General features: G+C 60.3%; 24 protein-coding genes. 20 read left to right on the top strand and 4 right to left on the bottom strand.

Features of this window, described 5'->3' with window-relative positions; genetic code table 11:
• Window positions 1-44: 44 nt before the first annotated feature.
• Window positions 45-1,019, top strand: coding sequence for a LysR family transcriptional regulator (locus tag APH36_RS12755; RefSeq protein WP_060498906.1), 975 nt, complete (start codon window positions 45-47; stop codon window positions 1,017-1,019).
• 35 nt (window positions 1,020-1,054) lie between these two features.
• Here the strand turns inward: APH36_RS12755 and APH36_RS12750 are convergent, their stop codons facing one another.
• Complete coding sequence (locus APH36_RS12750; RefSeq protein ID WP_060498905.1) at window positions 1,055-2,116, bottom strand: asparaginase; 1,062 nt, start codon at window positions 2,114-2,116, stop codon at window positions 1,055-1,057.
• Window positions 2,117-2,283: 167 nt separating this feature from the next.
• Between APH36_RS12750 and APH36_RS12745 the strand changes: the two genes are divergently transcribed.
• From APH36_RS12745 to APH36_RS12675, 14 genes are all read left to right on the top strand, one after another.
• Window positions 2,284-2,643 (top strand): hypothetical protein, encoded by a 360-nt coding sequence (locus APH36_RS12745; protein ID WP_156342132.1) that lies wholly within the window; start codon window positions 2,284-2,286, stop codon window positions 2,641-2,643.
• 38 nt (window positions 2,644-2,681) lie between these two features.
• Complete coding sequence (locus APH36_RS12740) at window positions 2,682-3,014, top strand: RAQPRD family integrative conjugative element protein (RefSeq protein ID WP_374754792.1); 333 nt, start codon at window positions 2,682-2,684, stop codon at window positions 3,012-3,014.
• Entirely contained in the window at window positions 3,001-3,240 is a 240-nt protein-coding gene (locus APH36_RS12735; protein ID WP_060498902.1) for a TIGR03758 family integrating conjugative element protein, read from the top strand. Before APH36_RS12740 ends, APH36_RS12735 begins: the two co-directional genes overlap by 14 nt.
• Before the next feature lie 15 nt (window positions 3,241-3,255).
• The gene (locus tag APH36_RS12730; RefSeq protein ID WP_060498901.1) at window positions 3,256-3,633 is read left to right on the top strand and encodes a TIGR03745 family integrating conjugative element membrane protein; all 378 of its coding nucleotides are present in this window, start codon (window positions 3,256-3,258) and stop codon (window positions 3,631-3,633) included.
• Window positions 3,634-3,640: 7 nt separating this feature from the next.
• Window positions 3,641-4,042 (top strand): TIGR03750 family conjugal transfer protein, encoded by a 402-nt coding sequence (locus APH36_RS12725; RefSeq protein WP_060498900.1) that lies wholly within the window; start codon window positions 3,641-3,643, stop codon window positions 4,040-4,042.
• The gene (locus APH36_RS12720) at window positions 4,039-4,677 is read left to right on the top strand and encodes a PFL_4703 family integrating conjugative element protein (RefSeq protein WP_060498899.1); all 639 of its coding nucleotides are present in this window, start codon (window positions 4,039-4,041) and stop codon (window positions 4,675-4,677) included. Before APH36_RS12725 ends, APH36_RS12720 begins: the two co-directional genes overlap by 4 nt.
• Entirely contained in the window at window positions 4,677-5,483 is an 807-nt protein-coding gene (locus APH36_RS12715) for a TIGR03749 family integrating conjugative element protein (protein WP_060498898.1), read from the top strand. The genes APH36_RS12720 and APH36_RS12715 overlap by 1 nt, the downstream gene beginning before the upstream one ends.
• Window positions 5,473-6,981: a TIGR03752 family integrating conjugative element protein gene (locus tag APH36_RS12710; protein WP_060498897.1), complete on the top strand. Its 1,509-nt coding sequence runs from the start codon at window positions 5,473-5,475 to the stop codon at window positions 6,979-6,981. The genes APH36_RS12715 and APH36_RS12710 overlap by 11 nt, the downstream gene beginning before the upstream one ends.
• Window positions 6,944-7,363, top strand: coding sequence for a TIGR03751 family conjugal transfer lipoprotein (locus tag APH36_RS12705; RefSeq protein ID WP_060498896.1), 420 nt, complete (start codon window positions 6,944-6,946; stop codon window positions 7,361-7,363). The genes APH36_RS12710 and APH36_RS12705 overlap by 38 nt, the downstream gene beginning before the upstream one ends.
• On the top strand, window positions 7,363-10,104 hold the full coding sequence (locus APH36_RS12700; protein ID WP_060498895.1) for a conjugative transfer ATPase: 2,742 nt from the start codon (window positions 7,363-7,365) through the stop codon (window positions 10,102-10,104). The genes APH36_RS12705 and APH36_RS12700 overlap by 1 nt, the downstream gene beginning before the upstream one ends.
• Before the next feature lie 222 nt (window positions 10,105-10,326).
• Window positions 10,327-11,304: a TIGR03756 family integrating conjugative element protein gene (locus tag APH36_RS12690; protein ID WP_060498893.1), complete on the top strand. Its 978-nt coding sequence runs from the start codon at window positions 10,327-10,329 to the stop codon at window positions 11,302-11,304.
• On the top strand, window positions 11,304-12,659 hold the full coding sequence (locus APH36_RS12685; protein WP_060498892.1) for an integrating conjugative element protein: 1,356 nt from the start codon (window positions 11,304-11,306) through the stop codon (window positions 12,657-12,659). The genes APH36_RS12690 and APH36_RS12685 overlap by 1 nt, the downstream gene beginning before the upstream one ends.
• Window positions 12,656-12,961, top strand: a complete 306-nt coding sequence (locus APH36_RS12680; RefSeq protein WP_060498891.1) for a hypothetical protein — start codon at window positions 12,656-12,658, stop codon at window positions 12,959-12,961. Before APH36_RS12685 ends, APH36_RS12680 begins: the two co-directional genes overlap by 4 nt.
• Window positions 12,962-12,970: 9 nt before the next feature.
• Entirely contained in the window at window positions 12,971-14,512 is a 1,542-nt protein-coding gene (locus APH36_RS12675) for a conjugal transfer protein TraG N-terminal domain-containing protein (RefSeq protein ID WP_060498890.1), read from the top strand.
• On the opposite strand, the gene APH36_RS32090 is transcribed toward APH36_RS12675, so the two are convergent.
• Window positions 14,501-14,866 (bottom strand): hypothetical protein, encoded by a 366-nt coding sequence (locus APH36_RS32090; protein WP_177337102.1) that lies wholly within the window; start codon window positions 14,864-14,866, stop codon window positions 14,501-14,503. The genes APH36_RS12675 and APH36_RS32090 overlap by 12 nt on opposite strands.
• A 438-nt stretch (window positions 14,867-15,304) precedes the next feature.
• Here APH36_RS32090 and APH36_RS12670 point away from each other — a divergent pair, with 438 nt between their 5' ends.
• The 3 genes from APH36_RS12670 to APH36_RS12660 all read left to right on the top strand — a co-directional run bounded on the left by APH36_RS12670 (window position 15,305) and on the right by APH36_RS12660 (window position 17,312).
• Window positions 15,305-15,670: a DUF3085 domain-containing protein gene (locus APH36_RS12670; RefSeq protein WP_082426383.1), complete on the top strand. Its 366-nt coding sequence runs from the start codon at window positions 15,305-15,307 to the stop codon at window positions 15,668-15,670.
• 294 nt (window positions 15,671-15,964) lie between these two features.
• Window positions 15,965-16,285, top strand: coding sequence for a hypothetical protein (locus APH36_RS12665; protein WP_233462737.1), 321 nt, complete (start codon window positions 15,965-15,967; stop codon window positions 16,283-16,285).
• Between the two features lie 88 nt (window positions 16,286-16,373).
• Window positions 16,374-17,312 (top strand): ArdC family protein, encoded by a 939-nt coding sequence (locus tag APH36_RS12660; RefSeq protein WP_060498888.1) that lies wholly within the window; start codon window positions 16,374-16,376, stop codon window positions 17,310-17,312.
• 83 nt (window positions 17,313-17,395) lie between these two features.
• Here APH36_RS12660 and APH36_RS12655 read toward each other — a convergent pair whose 3' ends face one another.
• Together APH36_RS12655 and APH36_RS32665 are read right to left on the bottom strand one after the other, a co-directional pair.
• Window positions 17,396-17,761 (bottom strand): histone-like nucleoid-structuring protein, MvaT/MvaU family, encoded by a 366-nt coding sequence (locus APH36_RS12655; RefSeq protein ID WP_060498887.1) that lies wholly within the window; start codon window positions 17,759-17,761, stop codon window positions 17,396-17,398.
• A 125-nt stretch (window positions 17,762-17,886) separates the two neighbouring features.
• Window positions 17,887-18,081 (bottom strand): hypothetical protein, encoded by a 195-nt coding sequence (locus APH36_RS32665; protein WP_082426382.1) that lies wholly within the window; start codon window positions 18,079-18,081, stop codon window positions 17,887-17,889.
• A gap of 222 nt (window positions 18,082-18,303) precedes the next feature.
• Between APH36_RS32665 and mobH the strand changes: the two genes are divergently transcribed.
• Together mobH and APH36_RS32660 are read left to right on the top strand one after the other, a co-directional pair.
• Complete coding sequence (mobH, locus tag APH36_RS12650) at window positions 18,304-20,022, top strand: MobH family relaxase (RefSeq protein WP_060498886.1); 1,719 nt, start codon at window positions 18,304-18,306, stop codon at window positions 20,020-20,022.
• Between the two features lie 598 nt (window positions 20,023-20,620).
• Entirely contained in the window at window positions 20,621-21,064 is a 444-nt protein-coding gene (locus APH36_RS32660) for a toll/interleukin-1 receptor domain-containing protein (RefSeq protein WP_256219224.1), read from the top strand.
• The last annotated feature ends 55 nt before the right edge of the window (window positions 21,065-21,119 follow it).

Raw genomic sequence — 21,119 nt, 5'->3', positions numbered from 1 at the left:
AAAATAGAAATCTGTTTTGCATTTCGTGCAAAAGGAGATGAGTTATGAAATCGAAGTCAAAAGACGTTGGGCCAGACGATCTGGGGGCGATGCGCACGTTCGTGAAGGTGATCGAGGCCGGGAGCTTTTCTGCCGTAGCCAAGGAGATTCATGTCTCTACATCGACTGTGGCGAGAAAGGTTTCGCAGATCGAGGAAGCGTTGGGAGTAACGCTGCTACATCGCTCAACCCACAAGATCAGTCTCACCGAAGCGGGAAGCTTGTATCTCGAGCGGGCGACTACGCTGATCGCCGACTTTGACGACACGATGCGGGTAGTAGCCGAGCTGGATGCCAAACCCAGCGGTCCACTTAAGCTCACTGCGCCCGTCGCTTTTGGTCGCCGATATCTGGCGCCGCTGGTAGCACCTTTCCTTTCGCATTATCCCGCCATCCAGCTGGACGTGCGTCTAACCGACAATCACAACGATCTGGTAGCGGGCGGCTTTGATCTTGATATCCATGAGGGCGAGAACTACCTGGACAACCTCATCGTTCAAAAGCTGTCCCGAAACGACAGTGTGCTTTGTGCCGCCCCGGCATACCTCGAGCGAAGAGGACGCCCGGTTCGCCCCGATGAACTGAAGCAGCACAACTGTTTGCGCTACGTTCACCCGGAAGGTGATCCCCGCTGGCATTTGGTTTCAGAGAAGGACCGATACAGCCTGCTGCCTGCCGGCAACCTGGTGTCCGACCACTCCGAGCTCCTGTTGGAAGCGACCTGCGCAGGGCTGGGTATCGCGGACTTCGAGATTTGGTTGATTCGTGACTACCTGGCGACAGGCAGGCTGGAAGTCGTGCTCCCCGATTACAGAATGGAAAACACCCTCACCGGCCGAAACATCTATCTAGCGTATTTGGCCAACAGACGAGGTTCGACCAAAGTTCGCGTGCTGCGAGACTTCGTCGCTGAGCAACTGCAGCACATTGGCAAGTTTTCGGACGAGGAGCTGCGCAAGATCCGTGGCGAGAGCTTCTAGACAAGTCCAGACTGGCTTGCGCAGCAAGCTGCCGATCAGTAACGGTCGAGTTCGAACACGAACTCGGAGTGTCCGGTTTCCCGGTTCATGGTGTTCAGCATCTTCGGGCGGTGGAACTTGGATAGCAGACTCCGCTGCTCGACGGTACCAATGCGCAGACGCTCAAGGATCTCGCTCACCAGCATGTACAGGACGTCGATATTGCCGTCCTCGATCTTTACCGAAATTCCGATAGCGCCGTTTGCGCCCAGGCGCCGAGTAGCCTCCGACGCGCGGATCCCAACACCGTAACAAGCATCGGCACCCAACTTGCCAACGACTTCGCCGCCAAACGCGTTCATCAATTCGGTGCAGTAGCGCCCCTCACCAGCGACCATCTCAGGGTGGGTGGTCATCGCCCTGAAGATCCTCGCCAAGGCGATGGTACGTCCATCCAAAGTGCAGCTATGTTCGGCAGCGTCGGCAGCGTCGGCAAGCTTGGCGTACATCAGAGCCAGTCTGTCGAGCGGGAACGCTGGAGTCGGCAGGTTGCACCCATCGATCGCCCAAGCTACGGAGTCGACAGGCAGGTCACACATCTCGGCCACGACTCGTTTCACATGGAGTTGGAGCGGATGGCTAGGGTCTTCATAGCCTTGGGTCGGTTGGCCCAGTGCAATGGCGCCGCCGAGCATCCCAACGTGCTTGCCTGAGCAATTGCTGCAGCAGGCAGTCGGGGTGAAGTCGCGCTTGATCCAATCCTTGTTCACGGCGTCAGATATTGGAGCATGGCCGCCGCACCGCATGTCTGCCTCGTTCACCTGAACCTTTCGGAGCATGCAGCGAGTTCTATCGATGTGTCGCTCCTCGCTGCTGTGTGAGGCGCACATCAGTGCGAGGTCGGCATCATCAAAAGCAAACTGCTTGAAGGCACCTGTTTCCATCACCGCGAGGGCCTGCGCCGGTTTAGCGGCTGAGCGCGCCAGAGTGATACGCATTGGTTCACCGAAGCCATAAAGCAGCTTCCCCATCTCGTCCACAACCGCCACATGGGCACGGTGCAGATTCTCAAGCGAGCTTCCTCGGTAGGTCACCAGTGCTGCGTTGTTCTTATTCATTTACTTCCATCCTTAAACCGGGCACACGCGCCCTAAAACCAGGATTCAGTTTAAAAGCATTGGCGGCGTTCCGAGAGCGCATCCGGTCGAAAGCCGTATTGCGTGAAATGCAACGCCAGAGCTGCCTTATCTATGATCGTAGAGACGCTAATGGGATCCGAAACCTGATGATGGCCAACACCATCAATTTGAGTGAGCTTGCAGAGCAGATAAACGAAGGCTCGGCCTTCTTGCTGATAGTCCGCTTGGGGTCGATTGCGGACATTGCCAAATCAACAGAGCGCGTCTTGAAAAAGCAACAAGTGGTGCCAGACAGAAAAGGGCGGCTTCTTTTCACCCCAGTGTTGCGGAGAATGCTTCGGGCGCCCCTCCGCCAGACCACCAAGCGCCACGAACGCAGGCGCGATTCAAGCGGAGCTGCCCTTTTCAGACCTAGGCATCTCGCGCCTGCTGCGACCGCGCTGCAGGTGCCATTAAACCGAACCCTCTACATTCCCTTTAGCGCATGCCAACGCCAGCCTAACTGATCATGGTGAAACCAGTTACTCAGCTGGATTTCGCCATGATGCTTTCCCCCTACCCCTTACTCATAGTCTGCTTGGTTACCCTCACGGCTGCCGCTCAGGACGTGCGCGAACGCTCGGATCTCGGCCTGATGCAGCGGCAGATCGATGTCATCGAGCTGTTGGCTGACCAGGCACGCAGCAGCGCTACAGGCACTGACCAGGTTCGTTATCGCTTCGACTATCCCAGGTTGAGTGCAGACTTGGCGCGCGTGCGGCACGGCATCAACAACTATTTGTCGCCCTCACGCGCGCAGCCGGCTGACCTGGTTGAGCTGAGCGGCGATTACCGTGTTGAAGAGCCTCACTCGAGTCCCTCCGATGAGCATGACTGACGCCCAACTCAGCGCGTTCTCTGCCGTGGCCGGGTTTACCCCGCAGCTTAGCTCGGTGCTGTGGCGTTCATCGGTACTAGTGCTCGCATTGCTCTGGTGCACCTGGGCCCTGTGGACCGGTTACCGCGGCTGGGCGGCCGGCAACCTCAATTTCGGCGCGCTGGGCGGTAGCACGCTGCGCCTGGCCCTCGTCCTGATCGTGCTGATGTTTTTCATGCTGTCGTAACCCGGAGACCTTGCCATGAAACTCTCCCACCCTTGCCACCGCTCGCTTCTATTGCTGCGGAGTACCTGTTCAAAAGTCCTGTTCGGCGGTCTGGTTTTGCTGAGTTCGGCGTTCGCCAGGGCCGACCTGCCGACCATGGAAGCGCCCTCTCGGGGTGAAGGTTCAGGACTGATCGACACCATCAAGAATTACGCCTACGACGGCGGCATCCTGCTCGGCCTGTTGATCGCCACCCTCGCCTTCCTCGGCGTGGCCTGGCATTCGCTCACGGTCTACGCCGACGTGCAGAACCAGCGCAAGACCTGGAAGGATCTCGGCGCCGTGGTCGGCGTCGGCGCGCTGCTGGTGGTGGTGATCCTGTGGTTCCTCACCAAAGCCGCGACGATTCTGTGAGGTCCTCATGTCCGACACCCCTGCCACGCTGCCTGACGGCACACTGACCTTCCTGCCGGAACGCCTCAACCGTGATCCAGCCGTCCTGCGCGGCCTCACCAACGACGAGATGTGGGTCGCCCTGATCGCCGGTGCCGCGCTGGGCGTGATCCTCGGTGCGCCGCTGGCGGTGGCCACCGCCTCTATCGCGACTTTACCCACCTTCATGTTCTTGTGCATGGCGTTGGTGTTGCTCGGCGGCGGCAAGCTGCTGCGCCGGGCCAAACGTGCCCGCCCCGAAACTTGGTTGTACCGGCGCCTGCAGTGGCACCTGGCGGTGCACTGGGGCATCGGTACCCAGCAACTGATCCTGCATTCGGGGCCGTGGACCGTGCGCCGTACGCGCCGGCAGAGGAGAGCCAACCCATGAGCCGCTTCCGCAACAAGGTGGATGCGCAGCAGGCGCATATTTTCAGCCTGCGCCTTGCGGTGGCCATCCTGGCGCTGCTGTGCGGCGGGCTGTGGTACGGCTGGCAGGCCGCGCCTTCCGAACTCACCATCCACGTACCACCTGATCTGCGCTCCGGCAGCACTCGCAAATGGTGGGATGTGCCACCCGAGAACATCTACGCCTTCGCCCTGTACATCTTCGGCCAACTCAACCGCTGGCCTACCGACGGTGAGGCCGACTACCAACGCGCCATCTTTGCGCTGCAGCCCTACCTGACGCCCGCGTGCAAGACGTTCTTCGACGGCGACTTTGAATTTCGCAAGGCCGCCGGCGAACTGCGGGGCCGGGTGCGTGGGGTGTATGAGGTGCTGGGCCGCGGCTACAGCGACGACCCCGATCTTCGTGTGAAGCAGCTGGATAAGCACAGCTGGCTGGTCAAGCTCGACCTCAACACCGACGAGTACTACGCCGCCGAGCCGGTAAAACGCGTGGTAGTGCGCTATCCGCTGCGGGTGGTGCGCTTCGACGTCGACCCCGAGCGCAACAAATGGGGCCTGGCCCTGGACTGCTACGAAGGCACACCGCAGAAGCTGACACTGCCGGGAGGTGCGTGATGATGCGTGTCTTGATCCTGATTCTGGTGATGGCCAGCGGCTGGTGTTCAGCGGTCGGCGCCGTCGAGGTCAAATACTGGGAACGCTTGCCCTTGGCCGTTCCGCTTACGGTGGGCCAGGAGCGAGTCCTGATGCTCGATGAAGACGTTCGCGTTGGACTGCCCAGTGCGATCGCCAGCAAGCTGCGCGTGCAATCCGTCGCTGGTACGGTGTATCTGCGCGCCGCCGAAGCGCTCCCCCCTACCCGGCTGCAGCTGCAGTCGGTGAAGTCCGGCGACATCATCCTGATCGACATCGAAGCGCTTGAGGGCAGCGAGGCGCTGGAGCCGGTCAAGATCGTGGCCCAGGCTCAGGCGCCGGGTACGCATACCGAGAAGGATGCACCACCCGCGGCGACGCCTGTACCGGTGGTGCTTACCCGCTATGCCGCGCAGAACCTCTATGCACCTCTGCGTACCGTGTCGCCATTGCCGGGTGTACGGCGCGTGCCGCTGACCAACTCCATCGTGTTCAGCACCTTGCTGCCGACCGAGCGTGTTTCGATCAAAGCGCTTGCTGCGTGGCGGCTGGGCGATTACTGGGTAACGGCGGTAAAGATCGTGAATCGCGGGCCCGGTAAGGTCGCGCTGGACCCGCGTCACCTGCAGGCCACGCTGTACGCCGCAACGTTCCAACACGCGGATCTCGGCCTCGCCGGTACGCCTGAAGACACCACCGTGGCCTATCTCGTCACCCGCGGAAGCGACCTGAAGGACGCGCTGCTGTTGTCCCCGCCAACGCCGGAGGCTGCCGATCATGAAAGCTAACGGCCTGCTGAAGTTCCTGGTACCCGGGGTCCTGCTCGGCATCGTACTTATCATCGGCAAATCCTGGATGGCCGCGCCGGACGGCCAGCCCGCTCACGATCCGGACAAGACCACACTCAGTGCGGAACAGGCCAAGGCCCTGGGCATCGCGGGCGACACTCCGCGCGACACCGTGGCCACGCTGATCGGCCAGGTCAAAGCGATGCGCAGTGAGATGCAGACGCTGAAGAAAGGCAACGATGCGCTGCAAACCGAGAACAACCGGCTGCGCTCGCGCGAAGGCAATATCGATACGCGTATACAGAGCACCTTGAGCAGCGTCACCCAGCAGGTCACCGAGCAGCGCCAGCAGGCCAACGATGCCCGGCAGAAGGCTGAGCAGCAGCACCGCGAAACCCAGGGCCTGCTTTCCAGGCTCAAGGACCAGCTCACCAGCAAGCCGGCCGCGAAGTCAAATCTCCCCGCAGGCTTTGGCCTTGAGCCCGGCGACGAGCAACAGTTTTCGGGTGCGCAATCAGCGCCTGATGCAGTGCAGTGGATCGAGCCGTCAAATGCCCGCGTCGGCCAGGATGACGCCAGCAGAGCTGACGGTCCGCTGTCATCGCTGACGTCGACGTTCAAGGACCTGCACGGCCTGGACAACAACGCCATTGATCGTGGCCAGGACCGTTTGCGCGCCGTCGCCAAGGGTGAGCGTGACCTGAAGCACGCTCATGACCGCGCCGAGGGCGCCAAGCCCGTCTACACCCTCCCCGAAAACTCGACGCTGATGGGCTCGATCGCCATGACCGCGCTGATTGGCCGGGTCCCGGTGGACGGCACCGTGAATGACCCTTATCCGTTCAAGGTGCTGGTGGGCCCGGACAACCTCACCGCCAACGGCATCGACCTGCCGGATTTGGTCGGCGCGGTCATGAGCGGCACCGCCGCCGGCGACTGGACGTTGTCCTGCGTGCGCGGCCAGGTCGAGTCGATCACCTTTGTCTTCAGCGACGGTACCGTCCGCACGGTGCCCGAGCCACAAAAGGTCGTCAGCCGCAATCGCAGCAGCACCCAGACCTCAGACACCGAGAAGATCCGTGGCGGGCTGGGCTACATCTCCGATCCCTACGGCATTCCCTGCATTTCTGGGGAGCGCCGCTCCAACGCCCAGCAATACCTGGGCAGCCAGAGCCTGATCACCGCTGCCGGCGCCGGTTTCGCCGCAGCCCTGGGCAGCGAGCAGACCAATACCTCGTTCATCAACTCAGCCAGCGGCAGCCTGGGCATGACCCAGAACAACGGCAACAGCGCACTGAACTCAGTCATCAGAGGTGGTATTGGCGATATCCGGGAGTGGATCAACAAGCTCTATGGTGAAGCCTTTGCCGCCATCTACGTGCCGCCGGGGGCCAAGGTTGACCTGCACCTGGATCACGAGATCAGCATCGACTACGAGCCGAAAGGCCGGAGAGTGAACCATGAAAGCCCATCCGTTTCGGTACTGGATCTGGATTAGTCTTCTACTCGCCCTGCACCTGAGCGGCTGCTCCACCAGCAAGGAGGAAATGCTGCCCCACGGCGATCAAACCATGCTGGACATATGGAATGGCGGTGGCTCAGTTGGCTCCCAACAACAGTTGCAGGAAGCGCGTGGCGAACTGCGCCGTCCAGTGCTCGACCCTGAGCGCCTGATAGGCGACCAAAGCGCTTACACGCGCACCGCCGCCAACGAGATCCGCGCCCAGTTCCCGCGCCTGCCCAATCCGGACCTGGTCATGTACGTGTACCCGCACCTGGCCGGTACCCAGCAGACCCCGGTACCTGGCTACTCGACGGTATTCCCGCTGTACGAGAAGGTCCAGTATGCGCTGCCCGGCGAACGCCTGGACGATCTGTGATGGCCGATGACACAAGACGCGACCCGCCGCGCTGGAAGCCCTGGCGCGCGGCGCAGTGCCGGCGCGCCACGCTTGCCGACGAGGCCGCCCAGTATGCCCGCAATCCCAGCTTTGCTGATCACCTACCCTGGGTCGAATACTTCGAGGACGAGCAGTGCTTTCTGCTCGACGACAACCGCTCGGTGGGCGCGATGTTCGAGCTGCAGCCGATCGGTACCGAGGGCCGTGAGCCCGAGTGGTTGATGGCGGCCCGCGACGCCCTGGAAGATGCGTTGCAGGACAGCTTCGACGAACTGGACCAGGCGCCCTGGGTGGTGCAGTTCTTCTGCCAGGACGACAGTGACTTTGCTCCGTACCTTGATCGCCTGGAACGCTATATCGCGCCGAGAGCTCGCGGCACACCATTTACCCAGGCCTTCCTCGCTTCGATGCAACGTCACCTCGACGCCATTGCTAAACCGGGTGGGCTGTTCGACGACCATGTCGTGTCCCACCTGCCCTGGCGCGGCAGCAACCGGCGGATTCGCCTGGTGGTCTACCGCTGGCTCGGGGACCAGGGTGACGATGACGGGCAGAGCCCGACTCAGTTGCTGAGCCGCACCTGCGACCGCCTGGTGGCCTCGCTGCAGGCCTGCGGGGTCAGCTCTCGACGGTTGACCGGACGCGACTTCTACGCCTGGTTGCTGCCCTGGTTCAACCCGTCCCCTGCCTTAACCGACGAATCCCCCGCAGCGTTCTATCGACGCGTGCCCTATCCGGAGACGGACGACGGCGAGGACCTGCCGCTGCCGTTCGACCACGATTTCGCCGAGCGGCTGTTTTTCCAGGAACCGCGCTCCGATAGCGAACAGGGCCTCTGGTACTTCGATCAACAGCCTCATACGGTGATGGTGGTCGACAAGCTGCGCAGGCCGCCGCATATCGGCCAGCTGACCGGGGAAACGCGCAAAGGCGAGGCGTTGAACGCCTTGTTCGATCAATTACCCGAGCAGGCGGTGATGAGCCTGACCCTGGTGATCACGCCCCAGGATGTGCTCGAGGAACAGCTGAACCGCCTGGCACGTAAAGCCATCGGCGAGAACCTTGCCTCGAGCCAGACCCGCCAGGACGTAGAGGAAGCGCGCGCGTTGATTGGGCGCCAGCACAAGCTGTATCACGGCACCTTGGCGTTGTATCTGCGCGGTGCGGATGAACAGCAACTGCGCCAGCGCTCGGTACAGGCCGCCAATGTCCTGCTCGGCGCCGGCCTGCAGCCAGTGCGCGAGGGCGATGAAGTGGCTGCGTGCAACAGCTACCTGCGCTGGCTGCCGATGGTCTACAACCCGGCACGAGACACGCGCAACTGGTACACCCGACTGCTGTTTGCCCAGCATGTCGCCAACCTATTGCCCCTCTGGGGACGCAGCATCGGTACAGGCAACCCAGGCATCACTTTCTTCAACCGTGGGGGTGCACCGCTGTCGTTTGACCCGTTGTCACGTTTCGACCGCTCCATGAATGGCCACCTGCTGCTGTTCGGGCCGACCGGCGCCGGCAAGTCGGCCACCCTGGTCTCAATCCTTATGCAAGTCATGGCCGTGTACCGGCCGCGGCTGTTCATCGTCGAAGCGGGCAACTCCTTTGGCCTGCAGGGCGACTACTTCGCCACACTCGGACTATCCGTCAACAAGGTGCAACTCAAACCCGGCAGTGGCTTGAGCCTGGCGCCATTCGCCGATGCTCGCCGTCTGATTGAGCACCCGGACCAAGTGGCCAGTTTGTCGACCGAAGACCTGGATGAAACGGCGCCGGACAGTGATGAGCAGCGGGATGTGCTGGGCGAATTGGAGATCACCGCGCGACTGATGATCACCGGTGGTGAAGCCAAGGAAGAGGCGCGTCTGACCCGCGCAGACCGCAGCTTGATCCGCGAGTGCATCCTTGATGCCGCCCAGCACTGCGCAGCGACCGAACAACAGGTGCTGACGCGGCATGTCCGCGATGCCTTGCGCCAAGTCGCCAGCGACGCCCATTTGCCTGACAAACGCCGGGAGCGCGCCCAGGAAATGGCCGAATCCATCGACCTGTTTTGCCAAGGTTTTGAGGGCGCCCTGTTTGACCGGCCCGGCACGCCCTGGCCAGAGAGCGATGTGACGATTGTCGACCTCGCCACCTATGCCCGTGAGGGTTACGAGGCGCAGATGTCGATCAGCTACATCAGCCTGATGAACACGGTGAACAACATCGCCGAACGCGACCAGTACCTCGGACGGCCAATCGTCATGGTCACCGACGAAGGCCACATCATCACCAAGAACCCGTTGCTCGCCCCCTTTGTGGTCAAGGGCACGAAGATGTGGCGCAAGCTGGGCGCCTGGTTTTGGCTGGCGACGCAGAACCTGGCCGACTTCCCCGACGCGGCGCAGACCATGCTCAACATGATCGAGTGGTGGATCTGCCTGAACATGCCGCCGGCGGAAATCGAGGAAATCGCCCGCTTCAAGAAACTCACACCGGCGCAGAAGGCGCTGCTGCTCTCTGCGAGCAAAGCCTCAGGCAAGTACACCGAGGGCGTAGTCCTGTCGAAGAACCTGGAAACACTGTTCCGCGCGGTGCCGCCGAGCCTGTACCTCGCACTGGCCATGACCGAGCCCGAGGAAAAAGCCCAACGCTGGCGATTGATGGAGGAGCACCAGCACTCCGAGTTGGAGGCCGCCCTGCAGGTCGCGGCGGAGATCGATCGCCTGCGCGGCATGTTGTGAGCGATACCGCCAGAACTGTTCGCAATCCCTTAGTTCAGCAAAAATCGACGAGAGCACATTTGTACTCTTTCGGTATTTTGCCTGACTCGCTCTGCTAGATCAGCCCGCCAGACGAAATCGATAAACCCGGGCTCAGTTTGTCTTCCCTCCTCCAGTGCCGGATCCGGGATGCTGAAACTTGGCGCATGGATGCACACCGCTGCCACCTGCCGAGCGTTGCCCATGAACGTGACCGCCTCTACCGCCTGCAGATCACCGAAGCCCAGGAATACTGGCCGAAGTCGTGCGTTCACTGCGGCGGTTCTACTCGTCGCCACCGAGCAGTGCATGGCACTGACCACCCCGAGCATCATCGCCTCCGTCACCTCGCTGCAGTGCCTGGAATACCGGGTCGTCGGTATCTGCTACTGGCTGCTGTGCACGCCGTTCGGCTGCACGGTGCGCACCTCGCCGAAGATCCGTCATTTCATTCCCGAGCTAGTGGTGTCGAGCTACGCGGACACCGGCGCCAACCCCTGGAGCGAGATGTCTGCACTGTCGACGCCGACGCCAGCATCCCAAGGCGGTGGCAACCTCATCACGCCTTCGCTGCAGCGCGATAATCTGCCTCGGTTCAAGAATGTCGACGGCATCGGGCACCCCGGCGGGGCTGCCCTGACGGCCTTGGCGCACACGTTCGGCTATGCGTGCCCAAGCGGTGCCGTGCCGTTTGCGCCCTACTACCTCAGTACCCTCGACCCGCTGGCGTGGCGCCAGGCCATTCCCGAATCCGTCTACCCGCAGGCACTGGTGCCGGGAGTGCGCGAGATCGGTAACCAGGCACTCGGCGACATGTGGGGTAGCGTCTACCCACGCCACGGTTTTCTGGTGCAGCCCGACGATTTCAAGGCGGCTGCCGTGATGACTCAACGCGCCAGTGACTTCATCACCCGCGCTGGCCAGCCGCATGTCTACCGACCGTTGCAGCCAATGCCCGCTCCCGGCTACTGGCCGCCGCAGCCGGTGATTGAGAACAACGTCAACAACCACCGCTGGCAATTACTCACGCCGGTGATCCAAAGCACCTGCGCAATCTTCCCCAGCCCAACGATCCAGAGCGCCGACGGCGCCTATGCCTGGTCGCTGTGGCGGCCCTACCGCTGCTGCCAGCGCATGGGCCAGACCTTCCTGTTCAGCATCGATTTTGACAGAGGCCAATGATGAAGACCCTTTCGCTCGGTCTGCTGTGCTTCCTCGTCTATGCCGTAGGCCACGCCGCCGAGAACGGCTACCACCTTGGTGACCAGGCTCCGGTGCTGGACGACCGGGTGATGTACACCATCGGCGGCGGTTCAGCGGCAGGAGCGCCCTCCTCGCTCTACCGACCCAATGGCCTTGGCGTGGGCATGTCTTGGCGCGCCAACATGATGTGCGGAAACATGAACCTCTCGAACACCCTGCAGAACCAGCTCAATGGCGCCACCCAGGGTTTCCAGCAAATCATGGGCAACGTCATCCAGAACGCCACGCAGGCCGTCATGTCGCTGCCGGCGATGATCATCCAGCGGGCCAATCCCGGGTTGTATGAGCTGCTGAGCAATGGTGTTCTGCAGGGACGGATTGACTTCGACCGCTCCAAGCTTACCTGCCAGGCAATGGCGGCGAAGATGGCCGACAAGGTCGACCAGGCCGGCTGGGGTGCGCTGGCGCAGAACCAGGAAATGCAGCACAACCTCGAGCAGTCTGGCGGTGATGCCGTGACGGCGGTGAAGGACACCGAATCGAACAACGGCAACAACGGCGTCAGTTGGGTCGGCGGGCAGAAAGCGGGTGGCAACGGCCAGCAACCCATCCGGGTGACGTCGGACGTGGTCAAAGCCGGCTACAACCTGCTGCACAACCGGGCGGTTGAGAATACCTCGGCTCTTGGTTCGGGTTGTCAGAATGGCGCCATCTGCCAAGCCTGGTCGAGTCCCGAGCAGGCCTCCGAGTGGGCGACGCGTGTGCTTGGGGAAACCGAGGTGCAGACCTGCGACGACTGCGAGACGCTTCGGGTAACTGCCGGTACCGGCCTGTCGCCGCTGATCCAGGAAACCTACACGGAAAACCTGGAAGGTTTGCAACGCATGGTTTCAGGCACCGAGCAGCCGACACCAGAGAACCTGGGCAAAGTATCTAGCCCGTTGCTGCAGGTCTCCCGAGGTGTCATCGAGGGACTGCGCGACGACCCCGACCAGAACCTCCTGGCCCGGCGCCTGGCCAGCGAGACCGCGCTATCGAGCGTGATCTACAAGGCGATGCTGCTGCAGCGCACGCTGTTTGCCGGCAGCCACGAGCCGAACGTGGCTTCAGCCCAGCCCGCCACCAGCGCACTCAACAGCAACGTCGAAACGCTGGAGCGCGAGATCCGCCTGCTGCAAACCGAGCTGCAGGTCCGCCAGGCGCTGGCGACCAACACCGCCAGCCTGGTCCTCGACCGCCACGCCGGCGGAGCCGACGCCTCGCGTAGCATCGATCAGCGCGATCCGGAGCCGGATCGACTGCGCCGAGCCGAACAGGAGAGGAGCACGCCATGATCGCGTTTGGGGTGAGGTCCACGCTCGGGCGTGCACTGATGATACTCGCCGCCATGCTGGGCATGTTGTTGATTGCTTGGATGGCGCTGCATCTGTCCGTGCCCCAGTTGCATTGGCTCGAACCAGGGCGAGGGACAGCGTACTACTTCGCGTGCTGGCGCGCGCTCTTGTACACCCTGATGTTCGCCGGTTGGGCCGCAGCGTTGCGCAGACGACCTTCGCCCGCAGATCAGCAACGGCTGAAGCGCCTGGGCTTAATCGGCTTCAGCTCGATCATCCTGGTCGAACTGTCTCGCGTGTGAGGTGCAGACATGAACATGAGCACCAACAGCTACCTCGAGTACTACCTGTCGCTGCTGGCCTGGATCATCAACAACGGCATCTGGAACACATTGGCAGACACCGGGCTGTTCGCCGCGCCTTTCGGTGCAATCATCCTGCAGGAATGGCTGTCGGCCCGCCAACAGGGTGCCGACGAGGGCAACAAGGGGTTGTTGTCGATCCCTCGCGTCGAGAACCGGTTGTGGATGAGCTACGTGGTCATATTGTTTGGCTGCATGCCGTTTTTCCCGCTGAACCTCTCATCCGTGAGCTTTGACGATGCGGCGAGCCAGCGCTGTGGGGTCTCTATGGCGAAGCCCGCGGACACGGCCTGGGGCACAACCTTCAACACCATCGGAGAGAAGTCAGCGAATGTCCCAGTGTGGTGGTTCCTGGTGCATGCCATGAGCAAAGGCATCACCGCCGCCGCGACCGCGTCGATCCCCTGCGCACCTGACATCCGTGCGATGCGCATGGAGATCGACAGCTCGCGGATCAACGACCAGGTACTGCTGCAGGAGGTCGCCGACTTCACCCGGGACTGCTACGGCTTTTCGCGCTCACGGCTCTTTACCAATCGGCCCGATTTGGACGAATCCCAGAGCTACGACGCGTCCTGGATTGGCTCGACCTACCTGCTCAACACACCGGGCTTCTACGATACCGATCGCTCGCGAATGCCCAGGATCGATTGGCCATACGACGAGACGAGAGATACCTCGCTGCCCCAGCTCGACAACGGTGCTGGTTATCCCACCTGCAAGCAGTGGTGGAGCGATGGCACCATCGGATTACGTGATCGCTTGGTGGCCGAGGTCGATCCATCGCTGATGTCGCAGTTGCGGGGCTGGCTAACTGGGCGCACCACCACCGAGATCGAAGACGCTACCTTGCGAGAGCTGGTGAGCCCGCGGCAACAGTCATTGAGCATGGCACCCGGGCAAGTGTTCCAGGACTACGGTAGCAGTGCCAGGGGCGGCTCACTGACGCAAGGGCTCAACAACCTGGCCACCAACACCGGCCTGGCCCTGGGTTCTTTCAGCAACTTCCCAGCGATGAATGCCTTGCGTGCAGCCTTACCCATGGTTCAGGCCTTCCTGATCATGGGCACCATCATCAGCTTGCCCCTGGTGCTGCTGATCAGCACCTACCAGTTGAAGGCGCTCATGACGATCACGTTCGCGCTGTTCACCCTGCACATGCTGACGTTCTGGTGGGAGCTTGCGCGCTGGGTCGATTCGAGCATGCTGGAAACGCTATACAACCAAGTCTCAGCCACAGACCAGGCACTGTTGTCGTTGCCGACGGCAGGCTTCATGGACGGAACGGTCACCGCGCAGGTAATCGAGTACGTCATGGGGGCAATGTTCATTGTATTGCCTGCATTGTTCGTGGGCACTTTAAGCTGGGCAGGTTATGCCGTGGGTAACGGGATCCAGAGTATGTTGGCAAGTGGCGGTAAGAATGCAACCGACGCTGCAAGCAAAGGCACAGCGCAATTGACTAGTGCCGGCAAAAAATCAATCAGGTGACTTAAAGTCACCTATGTAATGGCCGTTGCTATCATAATCGCCAATATAGAGGTCAGCACCCAGAGAGTCTGGGACTGATTCTTCTCGACTCGCCAATGGTTCGCCGTTCTCCCACCAGCTTTGAACCAAAGCAACTGCCAAGCTGGTGATGATCAGCAAAGCAAAGGCGAGAGCTACTGCAGCAAGGCCAATCAAGCAAAGTAGTCTAGCAGCTGCCGTAACCCAAAATTTTCTATGCGGTAATTGAGTCGAACTCTGAGCGCTTACTAATTTGGATGCCAAATTTCGCCAGGCTGTTTCAAGGCTAGAACCTAGAAGGCCCGGAACTGAATGAGGACGGATTTTGGTACTCATGTTACACCTCCACAGGCCGGTAGCCCGTTGGATCCAAGATTCAAGTTTACTCCTTTCAGTCCCGCGAACAGTACCGCTCATCGTTCAGCAGCGGACTGAAATATCGCCATGGAACAATGCGGAAACGGAGCCTGACTCTGCACCTGCCCCGCCGTTGACCACAGCCAGCCGGCCTGATATTGAGTAAGTGCAATCGCTGGTTATCCAGCATCCCAGGTAGCCGTAACCTTTGAGGCTACGTCACGTTTGTGATGGTTATCCCCAAATGCGATTCGCGTTCGGCAGCTCGCATGGTCACCGTTCCCCGGTGATGAACGCCTTCCAATCCCCCATAGCTCATTGAGCCTGCGTCTTCGACGCACCCAACCCAATCCATTCCAGTGCTGGGAATTCTCCCGCATGGGTGGCATTCCTCCGCACCTTCTGGAGGATCTCATCATGCTGCGTTTCACAGGCACTGAACTTCACGCCGTCTTGGCAGAGGCCGGTATCAACGGTTGCAGAGTGATATTGGTCAAAGACCACGGCGTCTACCTCATGTCAGAGGTTGGCGAAAGCAAAGCGGATGGCGGTGGGCGTAAACGCGTGGCCTATGCAACCGGTTGCAACCCTGCCGTCGACGACTTCGACGCCTGGTGGAATCGCGCCCACGATGAATTTGGCGGCGATGATTTTGCCGAGTACTTTGACATCAATGATCCCGTTCTCGCCAGCCTTCGCGGCACTGCAGGATCGCTGGTGGTGGAGGCCACCTCCACCCACCTTTACCTGGCCGCCGAGGTTGATCCTGCGGGAAAAGCTTGAACGTAAAAGCGAGCACTTCGCGCTTCCCGAGAGGCACCTAGCAGGCCTTTCGGGAGACATTACATACTACGTTCAGACTGACTGAGGATCGCCCTTGGTCAGGAATTCAAGGCCGATAGTCTTCCCTGGAACGCCCTGGATAGCCCCATTCAAAGAGGTCAGGATCGGGGATTGACCCCACGCTCAGGCGCGTTTTAATGGACGGACGCTCCCTGCTCGGCGGGTTGATCGGATCGGGCAAATCCACACCAAACCTCAGAAAGGTGACGCGAAATCTGCTAACCGGAGGCCACCATGTCCAGGATGAACCACCTCTCCATTGCCATTGTGCTGAGCCCAGGTGTCTGGCGGCAGTTCATTGAACCAGCCACAGGCGAGGAGCCGGTTGGACAGTCTGCACTGCGCTTGGCTGGCCTGCTCAATAGCGCGCTGACTTCTGCACCGCTTGCCCTGCACCGTCCCATAGCACTGCAACTCGACCTGCTGAGCAACGGCCCTTCAGAAATTGCCCATCTGCCGCAGCTTCAGCTGGCTCGTGTCATACCACGCAGCGGCCCGGCTTTTTTGCTCATCAGAATGCCTGATGAGAGCGTGGTAGACATCGCCGCCCTCTGACCCACTCAGCACCGTCGCAGCCTCCTCTACCCCCACCGGGAACCCTTCCCGGCCGGGCAGCGTTCCCCCTTCACGACCGGAGAACGCCATGTCCGATATCTACCTGGACGTCACCAACAAGATCGTCAGTGCCCTGAGCCAGGGCGTGATCCCCTGGATCAAACCTTGGACCACCACAGGTACGAGCGCTGACTCCCCATTTCCCATCAACGCCATTACCCGGCGGCCCTACGCCGGCATCAACGTTCCACTGTTGTGGGCTGAGGCCCGCCTGCGAGGATTCACCCAGGACCGCTGGCTGACCTTCAATCAGGCACGCAAGGCTGGCGGCCATGTACGCAAGGGCGAGCAATCCACCCTCGCGGTACTGTACAAACCGATGAGCAAGGAGGCGCATGACGAGGACGGCCAGGTCGTTCGCGATGAACAGGGCAACATCAAATTGGTGCAGTTCGCACTCCTGCGCACGCACTGCCTGTTCAATATCGAGCAGACCGGGGGCTTGCCTGATGAGAAGCCAGCCACCGCTGAGCACGCCGAGCTCGCGACCTTCATCGACCATGAACCGGCCGAGCAACTGCTGGTCGCCAGCGGGGCGCGTATAGAGCATCGCTACAGCGATGACGCGTTCTATCAACCGATTCGTGATCTGATCCAACTGCCTACGAAGGCTCAGTTCGAAGACGTCGGCAGCTACTACGCAACGGCTCTGCATGAGCTGACACACTGGTCGGGCCACCGGTCGCGTCTGAACCGTGAAGGTATCACCGACGGGCATGCATTCGGCTCCACAGCGTATGCCTTTGAGGAACTGGTCGCAGAAATGGGCGCCGCGTTTCTCTGCGCATTCACCGGTACCACAGGTGAGTTGCGTCACGAGGAATACCTGGCGTCCTGGCTGAAGATACTCAAGGAGGACAAACGAGCCATTTTCCGCGCCAGTGGTCAGGCTCGGGAAGCCTCTGAGTACCTGTTGGCCTTGCAGTCTGATCAGGCCACGGATACGTCCTCTCGCCTCACCGCGTGATTCCACACCCAGCAAAAAGGCCCCTATACGGGGCCTTTGTTTTTTCTGCTGTGCGGCATCCGCCGCAGTCAGGACGCCAGTGATTACTGCAGCCAGCTCTCTACAGTGTCCGAGCCGTGCTCTTGCTTCCACTGCTTAAGGATCTTGTGGTTGCCGCCCTTGGTTTCCACAATCTCACCGCTCTGCGGATGCTTGTAGCGTTTCAGCTCGCGAGGCTTGCGCTGACTGCTGCTGACCGCACTCGCGACCGGTACGCTCAGGCCCTTGGACGGATCCAGAATGCTGATAACCTGGCGCAGGCCCATGCCGTACTGTTCCATCAACGCTTTAAGCTTCTGTTCAAACTCGATTTCTCGCTTCAAACCCGAGTCGTTTTTCATGGCATCCAGCTGTTGCAGCTGCGCGGCCAGTTGCGCTTCCAGTGCTTTGAACTCGGCAAGTTTGGACATGAATGATGTTCCTAGGTATGAGGCAAGTGCTGGGATAATAACTGAGACTGCGGATTTAACCGAGGGTTTACTTAAAGCGCACGCGCTCTTGCGAGGCGCCGGTTAAAACGACCTCGCCTGGTCGCTCAATCTGACAAGTGCTGACACAGGTGCGCCACAAGTTGCCTCGGGTTTGCGCTATTCCCGACTTTGAACAAAATATCGCGCTGGCTGCGCGGTAGCTTTTTCGCACAGCGCTTGGCCGCAGATCGGATGGCCGCATCCGTGCCATGAATCCGATCGGCCAATAACACGACCAATACCGCATCACTCAACGTCATCCGCGCCCACGCTCTAGCAATGATGCCGAGCAGTTTACGCCCTGAACAAAGGGACCGCTATTCCGAGCGGCCGCCGATCCCGATGGACCTGGCTTCAAATTATCACACACGCGAACAAGGCCAAGGCGGTAAAGGGTAACGGCGGCAATGGAAGGGGGCGCAAGGGTAAGAGCTCTATCCAAAAAGGCAAAAGGACCTCCCGAACGAACAGCAGGTCATGCGATGAAACGCTGGTGGTTGAAATTTCGAAAAGGTGAGGCGGCAGAGCTCACTCCCTCTCCCTTCGTCGAGGGCTTCATGCTTCCTCAGTCGGCCGAATCTCTACTCGCCGCCGATCACCGGAGAAAGCTGCTCGAACGTATCTGGCAGTATACGGCCCTCTCCGAAGCGCAGTTTGATCGGCTTTACCTCGAGCCCATCCGCCGTTACGCCGGCTACGTACAGCAACTCCCGGCCAGCGAAAGCCATCATCACGCCTATCCCGGGGGCATGCTCGATCACGGGTTGGAGCTGGTGGCCTGCAGCTTGAAGCTACGCCAGTCCTACCTCCTCCCCAGCGGCGCTGCACCGGAAGACCAGGCGGCACAAGCCGATGCCTGGAGCGCCGCGATTGCCTACGGTGCCCTGCTCCATGACATCGGCAAAATCGCCATCGATTTGCAGGTGGAGTACCAGAATGCCGAACGCTGGCACCCCTGGCACGGCCCGCTGAACCAGCCCTACCGTTTCCGCTACCACCCAGGCCGCGATTACAAGCTGCACGGTGCCGCGGCCGGGCTGCTCTATAGGCAGATCCTGACGCCAGCCCTCCTCGACTGGCTCAGCGATTACCCCGAATTATGGAGCCAATTGCTGTTCCTCCTAGCCGACCACTACGAGCACGCGGGGACGCTCGGGGAACTGGTGCTGCAAGCTGACCGGGTGTCCACCGCACAGAACATCGGTGCTAATCCCGCGAAGGCCTTGCAGGCGCCCAAGCACTCCCTGCAGCACCACTTGCTCACGGGACTGCGCCATCTGGTCAAGAGCGAGTTCAAGCTCAACCAGCCCGGCGCAGCCGGCTGGCTAACTGAAGACCACCTGTGGCTGGTCAGCAAGACCACCACCGACAAGCTGCGCGCGCATCTGCTGGCTCAGGCCGTGAACGGAGTTCCCTCATCCAACATCGCCTTGTTCGATGAGCTGCAGTCACATGGATTGGTAGAAGCGACACCGGAAGGTAAAGCAGTGTGGAGCGCCATTGTCACGGACGGTGACTGGCAGCATCGCTTCACCTTCCTCCGTCTGCAGCCGACCCTGATCTGGGCCGATGAGCCCCGACCTGAATACTTCAGTGGCACTATTGAGCCGGTGACAAATTTTTCCCTATCAACCAGTGAGACTGGCGAGCCGGCTCCAGTACAGCCGCAAACAAGTTCGGATGTAAAACAACCCGCGGCTGTGCCGCTGACTCAGGAGCTCGACTACCTAGACGATCTGATGGACATGCTGCAGAAGCCAGCTGAGCTCCAGGCTGGATCCAGTGCGGAGCGCTTCCGGCCTACCACTTCGCCGGGCCAGGACGACGCGGGATTGGCCTTTATCGAGTGGCTGCGCGAAGGCATTCACAGTCGGCAATTAATGGTCAACGACAGCAAGGCCAAGGTCCATACCGTGGACGGCACTTTTTTCCTGGTCACTCCGGGTATTTTCCAACGCTATGCTGCCGAGCATCCTGGGCAGCCTGAAGGAAGCGACCAGGAAGAACCTTGGCGCCGCATTCAACGTCATTTTGAGAAGCTGGGCATGCATGTAAAGCGGCCTGGCGGGCAGAATATCTGGTCGTGCGCTGTAAGAGGGCCACGCAAAACAAGCGTTCTAAATGGCTACCTGCTGTTGGGCACAGCTGGCCTTACCAGTGAGCAGCCGATAGATAACCCCTACCTCGCATTGATCAGATAACCCAATCTTGAAGGCCAACTTTCTACCCATAGGCGACGTTCGATAATGGGGCCATTGAACGTCAGAGACCCTGAGGCTGGATGGAGAGTTACCCGCTTTGATGAATAAGTGTAGAGCATGGCGGCATTTGTCACGGAAGCTGATCGCCAACATTCACGCTAAAGCTACTAGCGAAATTCGCGCTATTGACTATCTTTCGTGCTGTCATATTGAAATCACGCTCCGAAGCGACGGTGATTTCGAGTCAATAAGGATGGGCTGCAGTGCTCTCAAGAAGCTGATGGCTCGGCACAGCCGCTGCGTAATCATCTGGGCGAGCAGCTAAAAACGGAAGGTTTACGAAATGTCTAGATGTACAGCACCGGTACATGGTCATCGTTCGGCAAGCGCAAGAGCGGCGTGTCCCGCATGTGGCGGCGGATACAGCGCTTACGCATCGCGATCGTATTCATCCTCGCTCTATGCTCCGTCCTATTCATCACCGTCTCATGACGGAGGTGGTCGCAGCGGCGGCTCATCCAGCAGCGCAAAGCCGCGTTGGTCGAAACCCGGATCCTCTGTAGCCTACACCTCCGCCGAAGTACGAACCCTCACCCCGATACGCGAAAATGTCGAGAGGCGTACGACAGTACCTGATCTACGAGACGTCTTTCTTTGTCACGCCTGGGACGACCGGAAAGGATCCGCCAAGGAGCTGCATGATGTACTCGAGTCGCTCGGTGTTTCCGTTTGGTTCAGCGAGAAAGATGTCCTCCTAGGCTCTTCGTTACTACGTGAAATTGATAAGGGATTGGCGAAGTCTCGAGTAGGAATTGTGCTGGTGACCCCTGCTTTGCTGCGCCGCCTAACGGCCGAAGGAATCGCCGACAAAGAGCTTTCCGCGCTTCTCGCAAGGGATCTGCTGGTTCCCGTCGTTCACGACACAACATACGAATCGCTTCGCGAGGTCAGTCCTTTACTAGGCTCGAGAAGCGGCCTGAGCACAGCTGAAGATACCTTTGGAGATATCGCAGCCAAGCTTGCAGAGTTGGTGGCCCCGTAGCTTCACTGTACAGGCGTATAGATTTATTTAGAAACACATTATCAATCGAAGGAGT

This window comes from Pseudomonas sp. NBRC 111133 (genome assembly GCF_001320605.1).
GTDB lineage: Bacteria > Pseudomonadota > Gammaproteobacteria > Pseudomonadales > Pseudomonadaceae > Aquipseudomonas > Aquipseudomonas monteilii.
Note: the sequence above shows the minus strand (reverse complement) of the source record. Positions and strands in the feature narration are given on the sequence as shown.

Excerpts from the sequence above, each read along its gene's own strand:
- APH36_RS12755 (WP_060498906.1), top strand. The coding sequence starts at position 45 with ATGAAATCGAAGTCAAAAGACGTTGGGCCAGACGATCTGGGGGCGATG.
- APH36_RS12750 (WP_060498905.1), bottom strand. The coding sequence starts at position 2,116 with ATGAATAAGAACAACGCAGCACTGGTGACCTACCGAGGAAGCTCGCTT.
- APH36_RS12745 (WP_156342132.1), top strand. The coding sequence starts at position 2,284 with ATGATGGCCAACACCATCAATTTGAGTGAGCTTGCAGAGCAGATAAAC.
- APH36_RS12740 (WP_374754792.1), top strand. The coding sequence starts at position 2,682 with ATGCTTTCCCCCTACCCCTTACTCATAGTCTGCTTGGTTACCCTCACG.
- APH36_RS12735 (WP_060498902.1), top strand. The coding sequence starts at position 3,001 with ATGAGCATGACTGACGCCCAACTCAGCGCGTTCTCTGCCGTGGCCGGG.
- APH36_RS12730 (WP_060498901.1), top strand. The coding sequence starts at position 3,256 with ATGAAACTCTCCCACCCTTGCCACCGCTCGCTTCTATTGCTGCGGAGT.
- APH36_RS12725 (WP_060498900.1), top strand. The coding sequence starts at position 3,641 with ATGTCCGACACCCCTGCCACGCTGCCTGACGGCACACTGACCTTCCTG.
- APH36_RS12720 (WP_060498899.1), top strand. The coding sequence starts at position 4,039 with ATGAGCCGCTTCCGCAACAAGGTGGATGCGCAGCAGGCGCATATTTTC.
- APH36_RS12715 (WP_060498898.1), top strand. The coding sequence starts at position 4,677 with ATGATGCGTGTCTTGATCCTGATTCTGGTGATGGCCAGCGGCTGGTGT.
- APH36_RS12710 (WP_060498897.1), top strand. The coding sequence starts at position 5,473 with ATGAAAGCTAACGGCCTGCTGAAGTTCCTGGTACCCGGGGTCCTGCTC.
- APH36_RS12705 (WP_060498896.1), top strand. The coding sequence starts at position 6,944 with ATGAAAGCCCATCCGTTTCGGTACTGGATCTGGATTAGTCTTCTACTC.
- APH36_RS12700 (WP_060498895.1), top strand. The coding sequence starts at position 7,363 with ATGGCCGATGACACAAGACGCGACCCGCCGCGCTGGAAGCCCTGGCGC.
- APH36_RS12690 (WP_060498893.1), top strand. The coding sequence starts at position 10,327 with ATGAACGTGACCGCCTCTACCGCCTGCAGATCACCGAAGCCCAGGAAT.
- APH36_RS12685 (WP_060498892.1), top strand. The coding sequence starts at position 11,304 with ATGAAGACCCTTTCGCTCGGTCTGCTGTGCTTCCTCGTCTATGCCGTA.
- APH36_RS12680 (WP_060498891.1), top strand. The coding sequence starts at position 12,656 with ATGATCGCGTTTGGGGTGAGGTCCACGCTCGGGCGTGCACTGATGATA.
- APH36_RS12675 (WP_060498890.1), top strand. The coding sequence starts at position 12,971 with ATGAACATGAGCACCAACAGCTACCTCGAGTACTACCTGTCGCTGCTG.
- APH36_RS32090 (WP_177337102.1), bottom strand. The coding sequence starts at position 14,866 with ATGAGTACCAAAATCCGTCCTCATTCAGTTCCGGGCCTTCTAGGTTCT.
- APH36_RS12670 (WP_082426383.1), top strand. The coding sequence starts at position 15,305 with ATGCTGCGTTTCACAGGCACTGAACTTCACGCCGTCTTGGCAGAGGCC.
- APH36_RS12665 (WP_233462737.1), top strand. The coding sequence starts at position 15,965 with ATGTCCAGGATGAACCACCTCTCCATTGCCATTGTGCTGAGCCCAGGT.
- APH36_RS12660 (WP_060498888.1), top strand. The coding sequence starts at position 16,374 with ATGTCCGATATCTACCTGGACGTCACCAACAAGATCGTCAGTGCCCTG.
- APH36_RS12655 (WP_060498887.1), bottom strand. The coding sequence starts at position 17,761 with ATGTCCAAACTTGCCGAGTTCAAAGCACTGGAAGCGCAACTGGCCGCG.
- APH36_RS32665 (WP_082426382.1), bottom strand. The coding sequence starts at position 18,081 with ATGACGTTGAGTGATGCGGTATTGGTCGTGTTATTGGCCGATCGGATT.
- mobH (WP_060498886.1), top strand. The coding sequence starts at position 18,304 with ATGAAACGCTGGTGGTTGAAATTTCGAAAAGGTGAGGCGGCAGAGCTC.